Annotated in this window: 13 protein-coding genes; 3 read left to right on the top strand and 10 right to left on the bottom strand. The window is 67.4% G+C overall.

The window, feature by feature from the left end; genetic code table 11:
- Positions 1-31: 31 nt before the first annotated feature.
- The 6 genes from MFM001_RS14530 to MFM001_RS14505 all read right to left on the bottom strand — a co-directional run bounded on the left by MFM001_RS14530 (position 32) and on the right by MFM001_RS14505 (position 6,777).
- Positions 32-1,618: a serine/threonine-protein kinase gene (locus tag MFM001_RS14530; RefSeq protein ID WP_116375963.1), complete on the bottom strand. Its 1,587-nt coding sequence runs from the start codon at positions 1,616-1,618 to the stop codon at positions 32-34.
- Between the two features lie 37 nt (positions 1,619-1,655).
- Positions 1,656-2,723 carry an amidohydrolase family protein gene (locus tag MFM001_RS14525; protein ID WP_116375962.1) on the bottom strand — a complete coding sequence of 356 codons (1,068 nt, stop codon included), beginning with the start codon at positions 2,721-2,723 and terminating at the stop codon, positions 1,656-1,658.
- Positions 2,724-2,727: 4 nt separating this feature from the next.
- Positions 2,728-4,260: a signal recognition particle protein gene (gene ffh / locus MFM001_RS14520; protein ID WP_116375961.1), complete on the bottom strand. Its 1,533-nt coding sequence runs from the start codon at positions 4,258-4,260 to the stop codon at positions 2,728-2,730.
- Between the two features lie 363 nt (positions 4,261-4,623).
- Complete coding sequence (locus MFM001_RS14515; protein WP_160118017.1) at positions 4,624-4,935, bottom strand: DUF732 domain-containing protein; 312 nt, start codon at positions 4,933-4,935, stop codon at positions 4,624-4,626.
- A 131-nt stretch (positions 4,936-5,066) separates the two neighbouring features.
- Complete coding sequence (locus MFM001_RS14510; RefSeq protein ID WP_116375959.1) at positions 5,067-5,561, bottom strand: hypothetical protein; 495 nt, start codon at positions 5,559-5,561, stop codon at positions 5,067-5,069.
- A gap of 28 nt (positions 5,562-5,589) precedes the next feature.
- On the bottom strand, positions 5,590-6,777 hold the full coding sequence (locus MFM001_RS14505) for a cytochrome P450 (RefSeq protein WP_142760699.1): 1,188 nt from the start codon (positions 6,775-6,777) through the stop codon (positions 5,590-5,592).
- A gap of 467 nt (positions 6,778-7,244) precedes the next feature.
- On the opposite strand from MFM001_RS14505, the gene MFM001_RS14500 reads away from it, so the two are divergent.
- The 3 genes from MFM001_RS14500 to MFM001_RS14490 are packed head-to-tail and all read left to right on the top strand — an operon-like array spanning position 7,245 to position 9,675.
- Positions 7,245-8,114: a PE domain-containing protein gene (locus MFM001_RS14500; RefSeq protein WP_116375957.1), complete on the top strand. Its 870-nt coding sequence runs from the start codon at positions 7,245-7,247 to the stop codon at positions 8,112-8,114.
- Positions 8,115-8,149: 35 nt separating this feature from the next.
- Entirely contained in the window at positions 8,150-9,337 is a 1,188-nt protein-coding gene (locus MFM001_RS14495) for a PPE family protein (protein ID WP_116375956.1), read from the top strand.
- A gap of 56 nt (positions 9,338-9,393) precedes the next feature.
- Positions 9,394-9,675 (top strand): PE family protein, encoded by a 282-nt coding sequence (locus MFM001_RS14490; protein WP_116375955.1) that lies wholly within the window; start codon positions 9,394-9,396, stop codon positions 9,673-9,675.
- Between the two features lie 470 nt (positions 9,676-10,145).
- Here MFM001_RS14490 and MFM001_RS14485 read toward each other — a convergent pair whose 3' ends face one another.
- The 4 genes from MFM001_RS14485 to ftsY all read right to left on the bottom strand — a co-directional run bounded on the left by MFM001_RS14485 (position 10,146) and on the right by ftsY (position 15,732).
- The gene (locus tag MFM001_RS14485; RefSeq protein ID WP_116375954.1) at positions 10,146-12,563 is read right to left on the bottom strand and encodes a [protein-PII] uridylyltransferase; all 2,418 of its coding nucleotides are present in this window, start codon (positions 12,561-12,563) and stop codon (positions 10,146-10,148) included.
- 36 nt (positions 12,564-12,599) lie between these two features.
- Positions 12,600-12,881 carry a P-II family nitrogen regulator gene (locus tag MFM001_RS14480; RefSeq protein ID WP_238159211.1) on the bottom strand — a complete coding sequence of 94 codons (282 nt, stop codon included), beginning with the start codon at positions 12,879-12,881 and terminating at the stop codon, positions 12,600-12,602.
- Positions 12,808-14,331: an ammonium transporter gene (locus MFM001_RS14475; protein WP_192886947.1), complete on the bottom strand. Its 1,524-nt coding sequence runs from the start codon at positions 14,329-14,331 to the stop codon at positions 12,808-12,810. The genes MFM001_RS14480 and MFM001_RS14475 overlap by 74 nt, the downstream gene beginning before the upstream one ends.
- 159 nt (positions 14,332-14,490) lie before the next feature.
- A complete protein-coding gene (gene ftsY / locus MFM001_RS14465) occupies positions 14,491-15,732 on the bottom strand; it encodes a signal recognition particle-docking protein FtsY (protein WP_116375951.1) in 1,242 nt (413 codons plus the stop codon).
- Positions 15,733-15,759: the final 27 nt, after the last annotated feature.

Here is a 15,759-nt window from a genome sequence, read left to right as displayed (position 1 = left end):
TGAGTACTTACAATCTTTTTGTCGATGCTGGTCAGCGGCCCGGCGTTGACGGCGGGGCGGCGGGGCTTTCGGTAGACGGCGCAGCGGGGCCGGTCGTGGGCGGTGCCGCGGTGTCGGTGGCCGCCCCGGGGCCGGGGATTGTGACGTCGGGCGGGGCAGCGCCGACCCGTCCGGCCACCGCCGGGATCGTGATCCGGCCGCCCTGCTGGGCGCACTCGTCGGTTTCGACGGTCACCGTCATCACGCCACGCAACGGGCCGTGAATCTGCGGTTGCAGGGACAACACCTGCGTCGTCGTCTCGCTGTCCGCGGTCCCCTTCGGCCCGATGCAGGGGAACCGCAGCGTTTCGGGCCGTGATTGCCAGGCGCCCTGGCGGAAATCCAGCGTGAGCGTGCCGCCGGGATTGCTCGCCGTTCGGTGGTCGTTGTCGTCGAGTTGCGTTCCGGCGGCGACACATCCGGCGGACGTGCACCAAGAACGGAATGCCCACCACGTGGTGACGTCGGGCGGTTGCGGGTCCGGGTTGTCGTTGAACGTCTGCTGGGAGCGGTTGATGTCCACCTGGTAGGTGCCGTCGAGCAGCTGGTCCCGAGCGGGCATGACGGGCGCGGTGGTGGTGGTCGTGGGGAGAGCGGCCGGCGCGCGGACCGTGCTCGACGGGCCGGCCTGGGTGACGGTCGGGTGGTTCGTGCGGCCGAGCAGGAACCCGGCCAGCAGGCCGGTCAGCAGCAATAGCACCGCGACTGCTGCTGCCGCCGGCAAAAGCCACGGCCTCGGGCGTCGGGTCGGGGCGACGGGCTCTGCGTCGTCGGGATAGTCGACGACGGCGAGAGCGGCCTCGGGGCTGCGCTCACCGGTCCAGCCGCCGGCCCGCTCGATGAGCGCCGCAGCGAAGTCGCCGCACCGCCCGAATCGGTCCCGGGGGTTCTTGGCCAGGGCCCTGGCCAATACGTCGTCGAGCCGCGCCAGCTCGGGGCGTCGCGCGCTGAGTCGCGGCGACTGGTCCGGTGGCGCACCGGTGAACAGGTGATAGGCAGTGGCCGCCAACCCGTATTGATCGGCGCGGCCGTCGATGTCGGCACTCAGTAATTGCTCGGGCGCGGCGTAGCCCGGTTGACCTGGATATCGCGTTATCCCGAAGTCGCTCAACAGGATTCGCTGCTCACCAGCCTGCGGGTTGGTGAGCAAGATGTTGCTGGGTTTGACGGCGCGATGCAGGAGTCCGCGCCGGTGAGCGTAGTCCAGCGCCGCCGCCACGGCTGCGACGATCGCCAGCACGTCGCCGGCGGGCATGCCGCCGGGATGCCCCTCGGCGACGAGCTGGGCCGCGTTGATCCCGTCGACGTAATCCATCGCGATCCACAGCCGGCCGTCGAACTCGCCGCGGGCGTGCACGTCGACGATGTGCGGGTGGTACAGCGTCGTCACCGCCTCGGTTTCCCGGGTGAACCTCTCACGGAATTCGGTGTCGGCGGTCAGCGCCGCGGGAAGGACTTTGAGGGCGTCGTAGCGGGTCAGCGTGGGGTGCTGCGCCAGATACACCTCGCCCATGCCGCCGAAGCCCAGCATCCGAAGGATGGTGTATTCAGCAAACGTCGTGCCACTGGCCAACGACATCCTTCGATGCTAACGGCCAGTCCCCTACCTCGCCGGGTCAGAACACCCGGCCGCGCAGGATCACCAGGTCCGGCCGGTTGAGCACAGCCGCGCCGCGACGCGGATCGTCGGTGTAGCACAACAGATCTGCCGAGGCGCCGTCCTCCAGACCCGGGCGGCCCAGCCAGCGCCGGGCGTCCCAGCACGCCGCCCCGAGCGCCTCGGTCGGGCTCATCCCGATGCCCTTGAGCGCGTCGACCTCGTCGGCGATGCGACCGTGACTGATACCGCCGCCGGCGTCGGTGCCGGCGTAGATCGGCACGCCGGCGTCGCGCGCCGCACCGACCCGCTGACGGCCGCGGGCATACAGGTCGCGCATGTGGTCGGCGTAAACCGGGTAGCGCGAGGCCTTCTCGGCGATGCCCGGGAAGTTCTCGATGTTGATCAGCGTGGGCACCAGGGCGGTGCCGTGCTCGACCATCAGCTCGATGGTCTCGTCGGTGAGCCCGCTGCCGTGCTCGATGCAATCGATGCCGGCGTTGATCAGCCCGGGCAGCGCGTCCTCACCGAAGACGTGGGCGGTGACGCGGGCGCCGTGGGCGTGCGCGGTGTCGATCGCAGCCTTGAGCACCTCGTCGGACCACAGCGGCGCCAAATCGCCGACCTCGCGGTCGATCCAGTCGCCGACCAGCTTGACCCAGCCGTCGCCGCGGCGCGCCTGCTCGGCCACCGCCGCGGGCAGCTGCGACTCGTCGTCGAGGTCAATCGGCAACCCGGGGATATAGCGTTTGGGTTTGGCCAGATGCCGTCCGGCGCGGATGATCCGGGGCAAGTCCTCGCGCTCGTCGAGACTGCGGGTGTCGATCGGTGAACCGCAGTCGCGCAGGAGCAGAGCACCGGCGTCGCGTTCGGTTTCGGCCTGCCGGATCGCCTCGTCGAGCTCGACGGCGCCGCCGGGGCCGACGCCGACGTGACAGTGCGCGTCGACGAGGCCGGGCAGGATCCAGCCTTTGTCGAAAACGGTTTCGGCGCCCGCGACCGGCTCGGCGCTGAGCTTGCCGTCGACGATCCACCACTGCACCGGTTCGTCGTCGGGCAGTCGGTGGCCGCGGACGTGAAGCCGCATCCGGCTACTTCTTGCCGGGGAAGTTCAGCTTGGACAAGTCGAGATCGGCGAGACCGGGCGGCAACTCGTCGAGACCGGCCGGCATCTGTGACAGGTCGGGGAAACCGGCTGGCAGCCCGACCGGGCTGCGCTTCGGCGGGGTCGGGCCACGCTTCTTGCCCTTCTTGCCCTTGCCGCCCTTGGCTTTTCGCGTAGCCGATTTGCGGCCCAGCCCGGGGATGCCCATGCCGCCGACCATCGACGACATCATCTTGCGGGCCTCGAAGAAGCGGTCGACCAGCTGGTTGACCTCCGAGACGGTCACCCCGGAGCCGTTGGCGATCCGCAGCCGGCGCGAGGCGTTGATGATCTTCGGGTCGGCGCGCTCCTCGGGTGTCATGCCGCGGATGATGGCCTGCAGCCGATCGAGTTGCTTGTCGTCGACGGCGGCCAGGGCCTCCTTCATCTGGCCGGCGCCGGGCAGCATGCCGAGCAGGTTGCCGATCGGTCCCATCTTGCGGATGGCCAGCATCTGCTCGAGGAAGTCCTCCAACGTCAGCTCGCCCGTCCCGATCTTGACCGCGGCGGCCTCGGCCTGTTGCGCGTCGAAGACCTGCTCGGCCTGTTCGATCAGGCTCAGCACGTCACCCATGCCCAGGATGCGGCTGGACATCCGGTCCGGGTGGAAGACGTCGAAGTCCTCCAGCTTCTCCCCGGTCGAGGCGAAAAGTATTGGGACACCGGTCACTTCGCGGACCGACAGCGCAGCGCCGCCGCGGGCGTCACCGTCCAGCTTGGTCAACACCACACCGGTGAAGCCGACGCCCTCGCGGAACGCCTCCGCGGTGGTGACGGCGTCCTGCCCGATCATCGCGTCGAGGACGAACAGCACCTCGTCGGGATCGATAGCCGCCCGGATGGCGGCGGCCTGGGTCATCAGTTCGTCGTCGATGCCCAGCCGCCCGGCGGTGTCGACGATGACGACGTCGAAGTGCTTGGCCCGGGCCTCTTCCAGACCCGCCGCCGCGACGGCGACCGGGTCGCCCGGTCCGGACTCGGGGGACGCGCCGGGATGCGGCGCGAAGACCGGGACCCCGGCACGCTCACCGACGACCTGCAGCTGGTTCACCGCCGCCGGCCGCTGCAGGTCGCAGGCCACCAACAGTGGTGTATGGCCCTGAGCTTTTAGCCAGGTGGCCAGCTTGCCGGCCAGTGTCGTCTTACCGGAGCCCTGCAGGCCGGCCAGCATCACCACGGTCGGCGGGGTCTTGGCGAACGCCAGCCGGCGGGTTTCGCCGCCCAGGATGCCGATGAGTTCTTCGTTGACGATCTTGACGACCTGCTGCGCCGGGTTGAGGGCACCGGAGACCTCGGCGCCCTTGGCGCGCTCCTTGATCCGGCTGACGAAGGCGCGCACCACCGGCAGCGACACGTCGGCTTCCAGCAGCGCGAGCCGGATTTCGCGGGTGGTGGCGTCGATGTCGGCGTCGGTCAGCCGGCCCTTGCCGCGCAGCCCCTGCAGGGCGCCGGTCAGCCGGTCGGACAGCGATTCAAACACGCCGCCCAGCGTAGCGGGGCGACGACGAGCACCGGCACGGTGCGAGGAAGAGCCGCGCCATCAGCACCGTGCGGTCGCAAGCGCGGCGTAGCCGGGCGCGGCGGGCCGCCACATCAGCACAGCGGGGCGACGACGAGCACCGGCACGGTGCGAGGAAGAGCCGCGCCATCAGCACCGTGCGGTCGCAAGCGCGGCGAAGCCGGGCGCGGCGGGCCGCCACCATCAGCACAGCGGGGCGACGACGAGCACCGGCACGGTGCGAGGAGGAGCCAGCCGGGGCGGAAGAAATGTTTGTAATTATCAACCGCCGGTGATGCCGTAATTTCGCGATGCATTCCGACGGCTATAAGCAAAAGCAACCTGTTAGTTGTCGTTTCCGCCGCCGCTCGGCGGTAGTCGTTCAGGGCAGTACGCATTCAACGAAATTCCCAAAAACATCCTTGCCCCATCCGACGTGATTCCGGGATTGGCGCTCTGCAGCACCGAAAGAACTTCCGGGCCTTGTTTTCCGTTGGCTATCATCTGGCACACCGTGTGCGCGGCCGTGATGGCTTGGTCGGGGTTTCGGAACGAAATGTTGGCTTGCTGAAGCGACGCGAGAAACGCGTCGTCGGTGCTGTCGGCAACGGCGGGCGAAGACACGGCAAGACCGACTACAGCGGTCGTGCTCAGCACTAACATCCACCGTCTCATGAAGCGCATTGTCACACGAGGCGGCGTTACGCGCATGGCGTCGACCATGATGGCCTTGCACCCGCTCCCCGGTACGCGGCCGGCGCAGCCGATCCCTGTCCGTGCGCCAAGCCCTAATCGCCGGCCGCAGGCGGGAAGCGCTCCAGGCAATACGTCGTGAAGTCAACCACCAATTCGTCGAGCTGACCCTGGCGCGGCAGTCCACGAGCCCCCGCACCGAGAACCGTGAGGAACACCCGGACGAGGGCCCCAGGATTCGGCTCCCTCGCGGCATCTTCAAGGCTCGCCAGCACTTTCGGGACTTCGTCGGCATCTCCGGCCACCAGCGTCATCATCGTCTCAACCCGTTCTGTTATTTCGGTTTCATCCGTCAACTCACAAATGGCGAGACCGTGTGACGCTATCCGCCCGTACATGTTCTCCAAGCCCTGCCCATAGATCGTTTTGAGGTCGTTGACATAGCGTCGCAAGTCCTCAATATCCCGCAGGTCCGGTTTTTCGACTTGTGTCAGGTTGTTCTGGATCAGTTCGTCCGGACGTTGGTCAAGCGCCCTCAGGAATTCTTTGATGTGGTGCTCCAGCTCGGCGTCGCGCATGTCGCCGGTCATCCGAAACCGGCCCGCCTTGGCAGCGCACTCACCGGGCCTTCCAGCGCAGCATGAGACTGCTCAGGTGAGTCACGCTGGTCGGTTTGTGCGCGACGGCCGGCATGAAGCCGGGCTCCAGCTCGAACTTTGGGACACGACGCAACCACTCGGTCAAAAACGCGGCCATCTCGAGACGGGCCAGGTGCATGCCCAAGCATCTGTGCATGCCACCGCCGAAGGCCCAATGCCGCTGCCGGCGAACCTTTCCGTTGCCGGCGGTCGCAATCACGTCGCCGCCGTTGGCTCTGCCCGCCGCTTCCAAGGCCAGCCATACCGCGCTGCGTGCGGGGATCGTGACGCCCCCGACGGTGACGTCCCTGGTCGTCACACGCGGAATGGCCGGACCCGGCGTCTCCAACCGGAAAATCTCTTCCGCGAACGCCGGAAGCTGTGCTGGGTCCTCGCGCAGCCGGTCCTGCAGTTGTGGATCTCGCGCGAGATGTAAAAGTGCGAAAGAGATTGCAGCGGCAACCATTTCGATGCCTGCAACCGAGAACAACAAGAGGATGGTCGCAATCACTTCCACCCTGCTGAGTGGAAAGTTCGGGTCATTTGCGAGTTGTTCCAGCAGCGGCCAGAGCACGCCCGGCGGCCGCTGGGGATTCCACATCCCCGCGTCCAGGTTCACGTTCAGCCACTTGACGAGTTCAAGTTGCGCTCCCCCACCGGAGTCGCCGATTACCGCGGCCCTGATCAGCCGAGGCGCTCTGCGGTTGTCCGCCGGCAACCCGCACACCGTAAGCAGCGCTTGGCAGGCATAGGTATCGGCCACACTGGTTGCATCACACTGCTTTTCGGCGACGACGGCGTCGACCAGCGTCGCGGCCTGAGCACTCAAGACGGGAGCAAACGGGGCCAACCCTTTGGGGCTGAAGAGAGGATGTAAGACACGTCCGAAACGAGCATGCTCCGCCCGTGTTGCGCAGGAGAGCGGCACCTGGGGAAGCGGCACACCGAACAGGGCGATCGCAAAGGTTTTCGGAGGGGATGCAAACGTTTCGGGGTCGAGCAGCGCCGCGCGCACGTCGTCCCGCCCGGTGAGATAGTAGCCGTGCAGTAGCGGATCGCCAGTCGTAATTTCCACTACCGGTCCCAGCTCGCGCAGGTGGCGCCAATAGGCGCCACGATCTGCTGCGAAGTACGGACTTTCCTTGTGGTGTAACGGAGGAGAAGTCAAGCTACCTCCTCAGCGGGCAGGGCGGGCGCGGCAACTGCGCATTCTCGGCGTCGACCAGCTTTCCGGTCAAGCTCCCTGTACCGCAGTGGTTTCCGAACACGACATCGCCGTTGAGGCGTCCGGCTTGGCCGGGACGCCACGCGCCGGCGAGAGATAATTTGGTAATGCATTTTTAACTGTCAGCCGGGCGATAAACGCGGGTCCGATGCCACGGTGAGCATTCGGTAACTTTTATGAAATTAATTGCAGTGAGCTTTCCTTAACCGCCCGGTTACTTTAGCTCTCGTGCACACCGCAAGCAGCGTGTTAAAAGTTCGGCTGCGGACGTTAAAAAGCCATTAACCAGCTAGGCGCTATCCGTCGATTTCCGCGATCGTGTAACAGGATCCTTTTGACGGATACCTCGACGCAGCGGAAACGCTTGACCGAATCCCGTTAGGGATCGGTTTATGCCATAGGAGAAATACATGTCGTTCGTACGAACGGTGCCCGAAGCGATTGCAGCCGCCGCGGCGCAGCTCGAAGGCATCGGCAACGCGTTCTCCGCCGAGAGCGCCGCCGCCGCGCCGCCGACCACAGCCGTCGCCCCCGCGGCCTCCGACGAGGTCTCGGCCCTGCAGGCCGGTGTGTTTTCTACCTACGGTCAGCTCTACCAAACGGTCAGCGCTCAGGCCCAGGCCATCCACCAGCAATTCGTGAGCCTCATGCAGACCACGTCTGGCTCCTACGGAACGACCGAAGCGGCCAACCAGGTCGCGGCGGCCTCGACCTCCGCGCAGTCGGGCGGCGGACTCGCAGATTGGATCAACAACCTGGCCAACTTCCTCGGCGACACCGGTCCTGGTGGTTTGTCGAGCGGCATGGTCTCCATGCCGATGGATGAGCTGGGCAACTTCGCCTCCGCCGAGTCGGACCTCATCGGCATGGGCGGCGGTGGTCTGCTCACTGCGTTAGAAGCTCCGGAGGCCGACCTCGGCGGTCTGTCGGCCGGCTTGGTCAGCTCGGTCAACCCGGCGACGGCCGCCGGTGCTGTCGGTGCTACTGGAGGCGCCCTGGGCGCAGCCCCGGTGCTGGCCGGGGTCGGCCAGGGGGCGTCGATCGGCGCCCTTTCCGTGCCGCCCAGTTGGGCCGGCGGAGTCCCGACGGCGAGCACGCCGGTGACGTTGGCGGCCCAGAGCTGGACCACCGCCGCGCCGACCACCGGCGGGTCGGGGGCCGTGCCGGCCGGAATGCCCGGAGTGGCGTCGGCCGGTCGCGGTAGCTCCGGCTTCGGGGCCCCGCGCTACGGGGTCAAACCCAAGGTCATGCCAACCGTCCCCAAGCCGACCATCACCTAGAAACCCATCGAAACGAAGACGGGGCGTAGAACACTATGTTTTTCGATTTCGCAGCGCGACCCCCGGAGGTCAACTCCGCACTGATGTACGCCGGCGCCGGAGCCGGGCCGTTGATGGCCGCCTCTTCCGCATTCGGCGCGCTGAGCGCGGAACTGAGCTCGAACGCGGCGTCTTACGAGGCGGTGATCTCCCAACTCACCGGCTCGGAGTGGCAGGGGCCGTCGTCTCAGCTGATGGCCGCCGCTGCTCAGCCCTACATCGCCTGGCTCAACACCACCTCCGGGCAGCTGCAGGAAGCGGCTGCCCGGGCCACCGCGTCGGCGGCGGCGTACGAGACGGCGTTTACCGCCACGATTCCGCCGCCAGTGGTCGCCGCCAACCGCGCGCAACTGGCGGCGCTGGTGGCGACCAACATCCTGGGCCAGAACACGCCGGCGATCATGGCCAACGAGGCCATGTACGCCGAGTTTTGGGCCCAGGACGCCGCCGCCATGTACGCCTACGCCGCTGCTTCGGCAGCAAACGCGATGCTGTCGCCGTTGACACCGCCGGCCCAGAACACCAACCCCGGCGGGCAATTAGCGCAAGCTGCCGCGGTCGGCAACGCCGTCAACAGCAATGCGACCACGTCGACGCTCAACAATGCGCTCGGCGGCTTGCAGAATCTCCTGGGTTCGGCCGCCAACCCGGCCGCCAGCGTGGCGCAGGCCAGTGGTCCGGGTGACGTCTTGTCTGCTGTCAACAACCTGTTCAACGTCCCGTTCGTCCAAAACGTCGTCTACAACATCGGTGTCACCGCGGCCTGGAACCAGGCGATGCTGACCGCGACCATGCCGCTCCTCGGTCACTTCCTTAACGCTGCCCCCTACGGCGTCACCATCGGCGACGTCACCCCCATCGGCGACGGCGCGGGCTTCGGCACGACGCTGGCGGGCGCGACGACGCGAGCCGGCGGTGGCGCGGTATTGGCGGGCATGGGCACGGCGTCCGAGGTCGGAAGGCTCTCGGTGCCGGCCGCATGGTCGGCGGCCGCTCCGGCAGAGACCGGTGCGACGTTGGCGGGCACGGGCTGGACCGTGGCCGCCGAGGAGACCGGCGCTGCGGGAGGGGTGCCGGGCGTCATGCCGGGGATGGCATCCGCTGCCGGCCGTCAGGGCCTCGGCATCGGCGCTCCACGCTACGGCGTCAAGCCCAAAGTGATGCCCAAACCGGTATTTGCCTGACGGCGCGAACCGTCCCGTCAATCGACTCATCTTCTCGCAGAAAGGTTTTCGTCATTATGAACGCTCGGCCGGAATCGCTGTCGGCAGCGGTAAAAATGTTGCAGAACGCGGGCGTGGCGATGGCCACGCAGGACGGCGCACTCGCGCACACGACGGCCGGGCTGCCGCCCGCCGCCGACGACGAGGTGTCGGCCTTGATGGCGACGCAGTTCGCTCTGCACGGCGAGATGTATCAGGCAATCAGCGCACAGGCCAAAGCGATGCACGAAATGTTTCTCGGCATTCTGAGCGCCGGCGCCCAGGCGGCCACAGGCACGGAAGCACCGAAGCCTGTGTAGGTCCGTCTCTTGGTTTGACGCCGATCGTCCATAACCACAGGCAATAGCTCGTTTCAGTGGACGAAATACAACTTAAAGACCGCTTGCGTATTTATCAGAGCACCGTAGTTCACTTTTTCGGACTACAGTGGCTGTATGGAGCCGTCGCGAGGGAAACGGACAGCTGGCCACCCGCACGGACAGGCCCACGCCGGGAACCAGACAGCGCTGAGATTGCTCGTGGTGGTCGGCGCACTTTCCGCGCTACCACTGGTCGGTATCGGCAGCGAGCAACCAGCAGGCCACCCGCCAGTGACAGCCGGGTACTCGCTGAGCGCTCAAAGCCGGCCCGCTGGAATACCATTCGGACACTTGCCGAACGATCCGAACGACCATCCAGAGAAGTACGGCAGACCGCCGAAGCGACCACTGTTCCCACCCCCACCGCCGCCGCCGGACGTGGCACCGGGCGCGGCCTGCCCCGACGGTTGCTAGCCGGCTTTCGCGTCGTCGCCGGACAGGGGTTCGTCCAAGGCAGCGAACAGCACACGATCGATCGCCGCTCGCATATCCGGGGCGGGCCCAGCCGGCAGCACAACGCAGAAGACGTCGTCGACCATCGACCCCACCGTGGTGACTCTCGCCCATGCGATGTCGGCTCCGGCGCGCTCCAGCACGCGGGCGAGTCGCGCCAGTAGGCCGGGTCGGTCGGTGGCGCGGATTTCGACGATCGTCCGGCCCGGCGGCCCGTCGAACCACACGATGCGGGGCGGCGCGATCGAATCGTGGACCGGAACGCCGGTCGGCACCTCGCGGACCGGAGCGCGGTGGGTGTCGCTTTCGCGCCGCTCCAGCATGTCGAGGACGTCGACGTCGCCGTCGAGGGCAGCCGCGAACTGCTGGCGCAGCAACTCGGCGGCGACCGGGGATCCGAAGTGCGGGGACACCACGAACTCGTTGATTGCGGCGTCGTCGTGGATGTTCACCGACGCCGAATGCACCCTCAGTGAGTTCAGCGCCAGCACGCCCGCGGCTTTGGACAACAGGCCGCGCTGGTCCGGGGCGATCATCGCCACGTGGTAGCTGCGCCGGCTGCTGCCGCGCCGCAGCTCCACGTGCACCCCGTGGTCCGCCGCCAGCGAAAGGTATTCCGGATCAATCGGATCCGCCTGCGGTAGTGCCTCACCGGCCATCACCAGCCGGCAGCGTCGTACCAGTTCAGCAACCAGCGACGCCTTCCACTCGCTCCACACCGCGGGTCCGGTGGCCAGCGCGTCGGCCTCGGTCAGCGCGTGCAGCACGTCGAGCAGCACCGGATCCCCGCCGAGGGCCTCTGAGACGGCGGCGATGGTGTCCGGGTCGTTGAGGTCGTGGCGGGTGGCGGTCTTCGCCAACAACAGATGGTGCAACACCAATGTGGAGAGCATCTCGACGTCGGAAGGCCACATTCCCAGTCGGGTGCCGACCTGGGTAGCCAGCTCAGCGCCGATCAGGCTGTGATCGGTGCCCCGGCCCTTGCCGATGTCGTGTAGCAGCGCGGCAAGTATCAGCAGGTCCGGCCGCGCTACCCGAGTCGTGAAAACCCTTGCCCGGACTGCTGTTTCGACCAGGTGGCGATCCACCGTCCAGATGTGGACGACGTCGTGAGGTGGCAGGTCGCGGACGGCTTCCCATTCCGGGAACAGCCGGCCCCACAGGCCGGTGCGGTCGAGCGCCTCGATGGTTCCCACCATGGCCGGCCCGGCGGCCAGCAGAACCAATAGGTTGTTCAGCGCCTCCCGCGGCCACGGCGTGCGCAACTCGGGTGCGCCCTCGGCAAGCCGACGCAGCGTGGACGCCGCGATCGGCAGGCCGGTGGCGGCCGACGCGGCGGCCACCCGCAACACAAGGGCGGGATCGCGCTCGGGCCGCGCGTCGCGCGCCAGCACCACTTCCCCGGCGTACTCGACCACACCCTCGTCCAGCGGCCGGCGCAGCCTTGGCCGCATCGCCGACATCCCGCGCCGCGGCAGCGCGTTGGCGGCGGTGCGCAGGCCGGCGTCGACCCGGTAGCTGACGGTGCGCGCCACGTCGGAGAGCGTGCGAGCCAGGTCGTATCGGTCGCCGACGTGCAACGCCGCGCTGATCTCGTCCGCAAACTGGGCCAACAGCAAGTCATGGCCGCGACCGGAGACGCGGTGCAGTTCGGTGCGAACGTCGAGCAGGGTCCGGTAGGCGCCTGTCAGTGAAGCGCCGTCACGGTCGGCGAGTTGGGCGACGGCCAGCGCGTCGAGCAGTTGGACATCGCGCAGCCCGCCGCGGCCGCACTTCAGGTCGGGCTCGGCGCGGTGCGCGATCTCGCCGCTGCGACGCCACCGAGAATGCGTGGCTTCGACGAGTTCGCCGAAGCGCGAACGGATTTCGGCTCGCCATTGCTGGCGTACGCCGTCGACCAGCCGCGCCGAGGGCTGCTCGTCTCCGGCGATGTGCCGCGCGTCGAGCATGGCCAGGCCGGCGGAAATGTCCTCGCCCGCAACCTGCAGCGCCTCGCTAACCGTGCGTACGCTGTGATCGAGGCGAATATTGCTGTCCCACAACGGATACCACAAGGATTCGGCAACCTGACCGACAATGTCAACGGGCATGCCGTCGTGCACCAGCAGCAAGTCCAGATCGGAGTACGGCAGCAACTCGCCGCGGCCCAGGGAACCGGTCGCGACGACGGCGAAACCACTGCCGGCGGTGACGCCGATCTCCTTCGCCTTGGCGGCCAGCCAGAATTCGTGCAGCTCGGCCCAGGCCCGACGCAGCGCGGCCGCATCGAGCTGATCGGGCGGGCTGGACAGCAACTGTTGTCGGGCAGCAGCCAAATCGGTTGCCGCGGTGTCCGATTCGAACACCCCGGGCCGATCCGGGCCGCGTTTGGTCATCCCGGCCCGGATCGGATCAGATGCTCACGGCGGGTCTCAGATCGCGTCGACGCCGCGTTCGCCGGTACGCACCCGCACAACGGTTTCCACGGGACTGACCCAGACCTTGCCGTCGCCGATCTTGCCGGTGCGTGCCGCCCGCACAATGCTGTCGACAACCTTGTCGGCGGCGTAGTCGTCGACCAAAACCTCGATCCGCACCTTCGGTACGAAGTCAACCGAGTATTCAGCACCGCGGTAGACCTCAGTGTGACCCTTCTGCCGCCCGTACCCCTTGACTTCGCTGACCGTCATCCCGAGGTGTCCCGCCTCCTCCAGGCTGGTCTTGATGTCTTCCAGCGTGAACGGCTTGACGATCGCGGTAATCAGCTTCATGTCGTTGTTCCTCTTCTCCGCCCTGTGAGTCGTGGTGAGCAATAACCGAACTGCTGACAACCGCGAAGTCGTAACCGCCCTCGGCGTGTTGAGCTTCGTCGATACCCGAGGCTTCATCCTCCGCACTGAGGCGCAGTCCGATGGTGTATTTCACGACCAGAGCCAAGATAGCCGTACCGATCGCCGAATAGGTCAGAACACTGCCGGCGCCTATGGCCTGTCGCCAAAGCTGATCGAAGCCGCCGCCGTAGAACAGTCCGGGCGACACGCCCGAGACACCGGCGATGGCGACGGTCTCCGGTGCGGCGAGTAGACCTATCAGCAAGGTCCCCACCAGACCTCCGACCAGGTGCACGCCGACCACGTCCAGCGAATCGTCAAAGCCGAACCGGTATTTCAGGCCGACTGCCAGTGCGCACGCGACGCCGGCGACCGCGCCGATCACCAACGCGCCCAAAACATTCACCGACGAACACGACGGCGTGATCGCGACCAGCCCGGCCACAATGCCTGACGCCGCACCCAACGAGGTCCCATGACCGTCGCGAATGCGCTCGGTGAGTAGCCAGCCCAGCATGGCGGCGGCGGTCGCGATCGTGGTGGTGATGAACGTCGAACCCGCGGCGCCGTTGGCGCTGGTGGCCGAGCCCGCGTTGAACCCGTACCAACCGAACCACAGCAGCCCGGCGCCGAGCATCACCAGCGGCAAATTGTGCGGACGGATCGATATGCCGGGCCAGCCCTTGCGCTTGCCCAGGATGATCGCCAGGACCAAACCCGCTGTGCCGGCGTTGATGTGGACGGCGGTGCCGCCGGCGAAGTCGATCGCGTGCAGCTTGTTGAGAATCCAACCGCCATGGGCCGACGCGGCCTTGTCGGCCGCGAACACCCAGTGCGCAATCGGGAAGTAGACGACGCTCGCCCACAACGCGGCAAACAGCATCCAGCTGCCGAACTTCAACCGGTCGGCGACCGCCCCGGAGATCAACGCGACGGTGATGATCGCAAACATCAGTTGGAAGGCCACGAAAACGGTTGCAGGCAAGGTGCCTACTAGTGGGATCTCGACCGCCGCGGTGTGGGTGGCCAGGTCGGCCGCCACAGCGTTGACACCGATGAGACCCTTCAGGCCGAAGTATTCGGCGGGGTTGCCGGCGACGTTGCCGACGTCGTCGCCGAACGCCAGCGAATAGCCGTAGAGCACCCACAGCACCGTGACGATGCCCATCGCGCTGACGCTCATCATGATCATGTTCAGCACGCTCTTGGCGCGGACCATCCCGCCGTAGAAGAAGGCCAGCCCCGGCGTCATCAACAGCACCAGAGCGGAACTGGCCAGCATCCAGGCGGTATCTCCGGTGTCCGGCACCCCCAGCATCGGGAAATGGTCCACGCGCCCCAACCTCCTGTGATTGACCTGGTCAAACAATGAGCAGTGGTTGTTTCCGCGTGGGCGCGCCGCGGTTTCGCAGAAGTTACAGGGTTCTCACGGGGCGATTGTGGCGACCCGCTGCGCCCGGCTGCGCCGCGCTTGCGATCGCTACGTGCGAGATCAGCCCAACAGCGCGTCGACGAACGCAGCGGGCTCGAACGGCGCCAGGTCGTCAGGCCCCTCCCCGAGGCCGACCAGCTTGACCGGCACACCGAGTTCCTGCTGGACCCGAAAGACGATCCCGCCCTTGGCGGTGCCGTCCAGCTTGGTCAGCACGGCGCCGGTGATGTCGACGACGTCGGCGAACACCTTCGCCTGCGCCAGCCCGTTCTGGCCGATCGTGGCGTCGAGCACGAGCAGCACCTCGTCTACCGCCGCGCGCCGGCTCACCACCCGTTTGACCTTGCCGAGTTCGTCCATCAGCCCGGTCTTGGTGTGCAGCCGCCCGGCGGTGTCGATGACGACGACGTCGGCGCCGGCATCGATGCCCTTGTCCACGGCGTCGAACGCCACGGACGCGGGATCGGCGCCCTCGGCGCCGCGCACCACCTCGGCGCCCACCCGGGCCGCCCAGGTCTGCAGCTGATCGGCCGCGGCGGCCCGGAACGTGTCGGCGGCGCCCAGCACCACGCGGCGGCCGTCGGCGACCAGCACCCGCGCCAGCTTGCCGACCGTCGTGGTTTTGCCGGTGCCGTTGACGCCGACGACCAGCAGCACCGACGGATGGTCGGCGTGCGGCAGCGCGCGGATGGAGCGGTCCAGGTCGGGCCGCAACTCGCCGATCAGCACCTCGCGGAGCACCGCGCGGGCGTCGGCCTCGGTGCGCACGTTCTTGCTGGCGAGCTGGCTGCGCAGCTGTGTCACCACCGAGGTGGCGACCACCGGGCCGAGGTCGGAGATGAGCAGGGTGTCCTCGACTTCCTCCCAGGAGTCTTCGTCGAGGTCTCCGCCACCCAGCAGGCCCAGCACGCTGCGGCCCAGCGCGTTCTGCGACCTGGCGAGCCGCCCGCGCAGCCGCTCCAACCGGCCCTCGGGCGGCGCGATGGCCTCGATTTCCGGCGCTGGAGGTGGTGCCGCAGTCTCGGGTTCGGGCAGCTCGATGTCGGTGATGGTGCGTTTGGGCGCGTCGCGCGGAATGGCTGCGTCGTCGCCGACGCCGGGCAGCCCGGTGGTGTCAATGCGCTCCGTCTGGCTGAACGTGATTCCGGACGACGCGGTGTAGCCGCCGGAGCGGTCGAGGGTCTCGCCGCGGGCCGATAGGCTGATCTGCCGCCGGCGGTAGCGGACCAGGCCGAAGACCAGCGCGGCGATGACGACCAGTGCGGCGACGACCGCGATTGCGATCCAGAGGCTTTCAGACACCCCGTCATTGTTCCAGGGGCGTAACGC

The organism is Mycobacterium sp. MFM001, assembly GCF_003402475.1.
Classification (GTDB): Bacteria; Actinomycetota; Actinomycetes; order Mycobacteriales; family Mycobacteriaceae; genus Mycobacterium.
This window is presented reverse-complemented; position numbering and strand designations above follow the sequence as displayed.

Bases quoted from the DNA above. Each gene is read 5' to 3' on its own strand.
- MFM001_RS14530 (WP_116375963.1), bottom strand. From the start codon at position 1,618: ATGTCGTTGGCCAGTGGCACGACGTTTGCTGAATACACCATCCTTCGG.
- MFM001_RS14525 (WP_116375962.1), bottom strand. From the start codon at position 2,723: ATGCGGCTTCACGTCCGCGGCCACCGACTGCCCGACGACGAACCGGTG.
- MFM001_RS14510 (WP_116375959.1), bottom strand. From the start codon at position 5,561: ATGACCGGCGACATGCGCGACGCCGAGCTGGAGCACCACATCAAAGAA.
- MFM001_RS14500 (WP_116375957.1), top strand. From the start codon at position 7,245: ATGTCGTTCGTACGAACGGTGCCCGAAGCGATTGCAGCCGCCGCGGCG.
- MFM001_RS14495 (WP_116375956.1), top strand. From the start codon at position 8,150: ATGTTTTTCGATTTCGCAGCGCGACCCCCGGAGGTCAACTCCGCACTG.
- MFM001_RS14490 (WP_116375955.1), top strand. From the start codon at position 9,394: ATGAACGCTCGGCCGGAATCGCTGTCGGCAGCGGTAAAAATGTTGCAG.
- MFM001_RS14485 (WP_116375954.1), bottom strand. From the start codon at position 12,563: ATGACCAAACGCGGCCCGGATCGGCCCGGGGTGTTCGAATCGGACACC.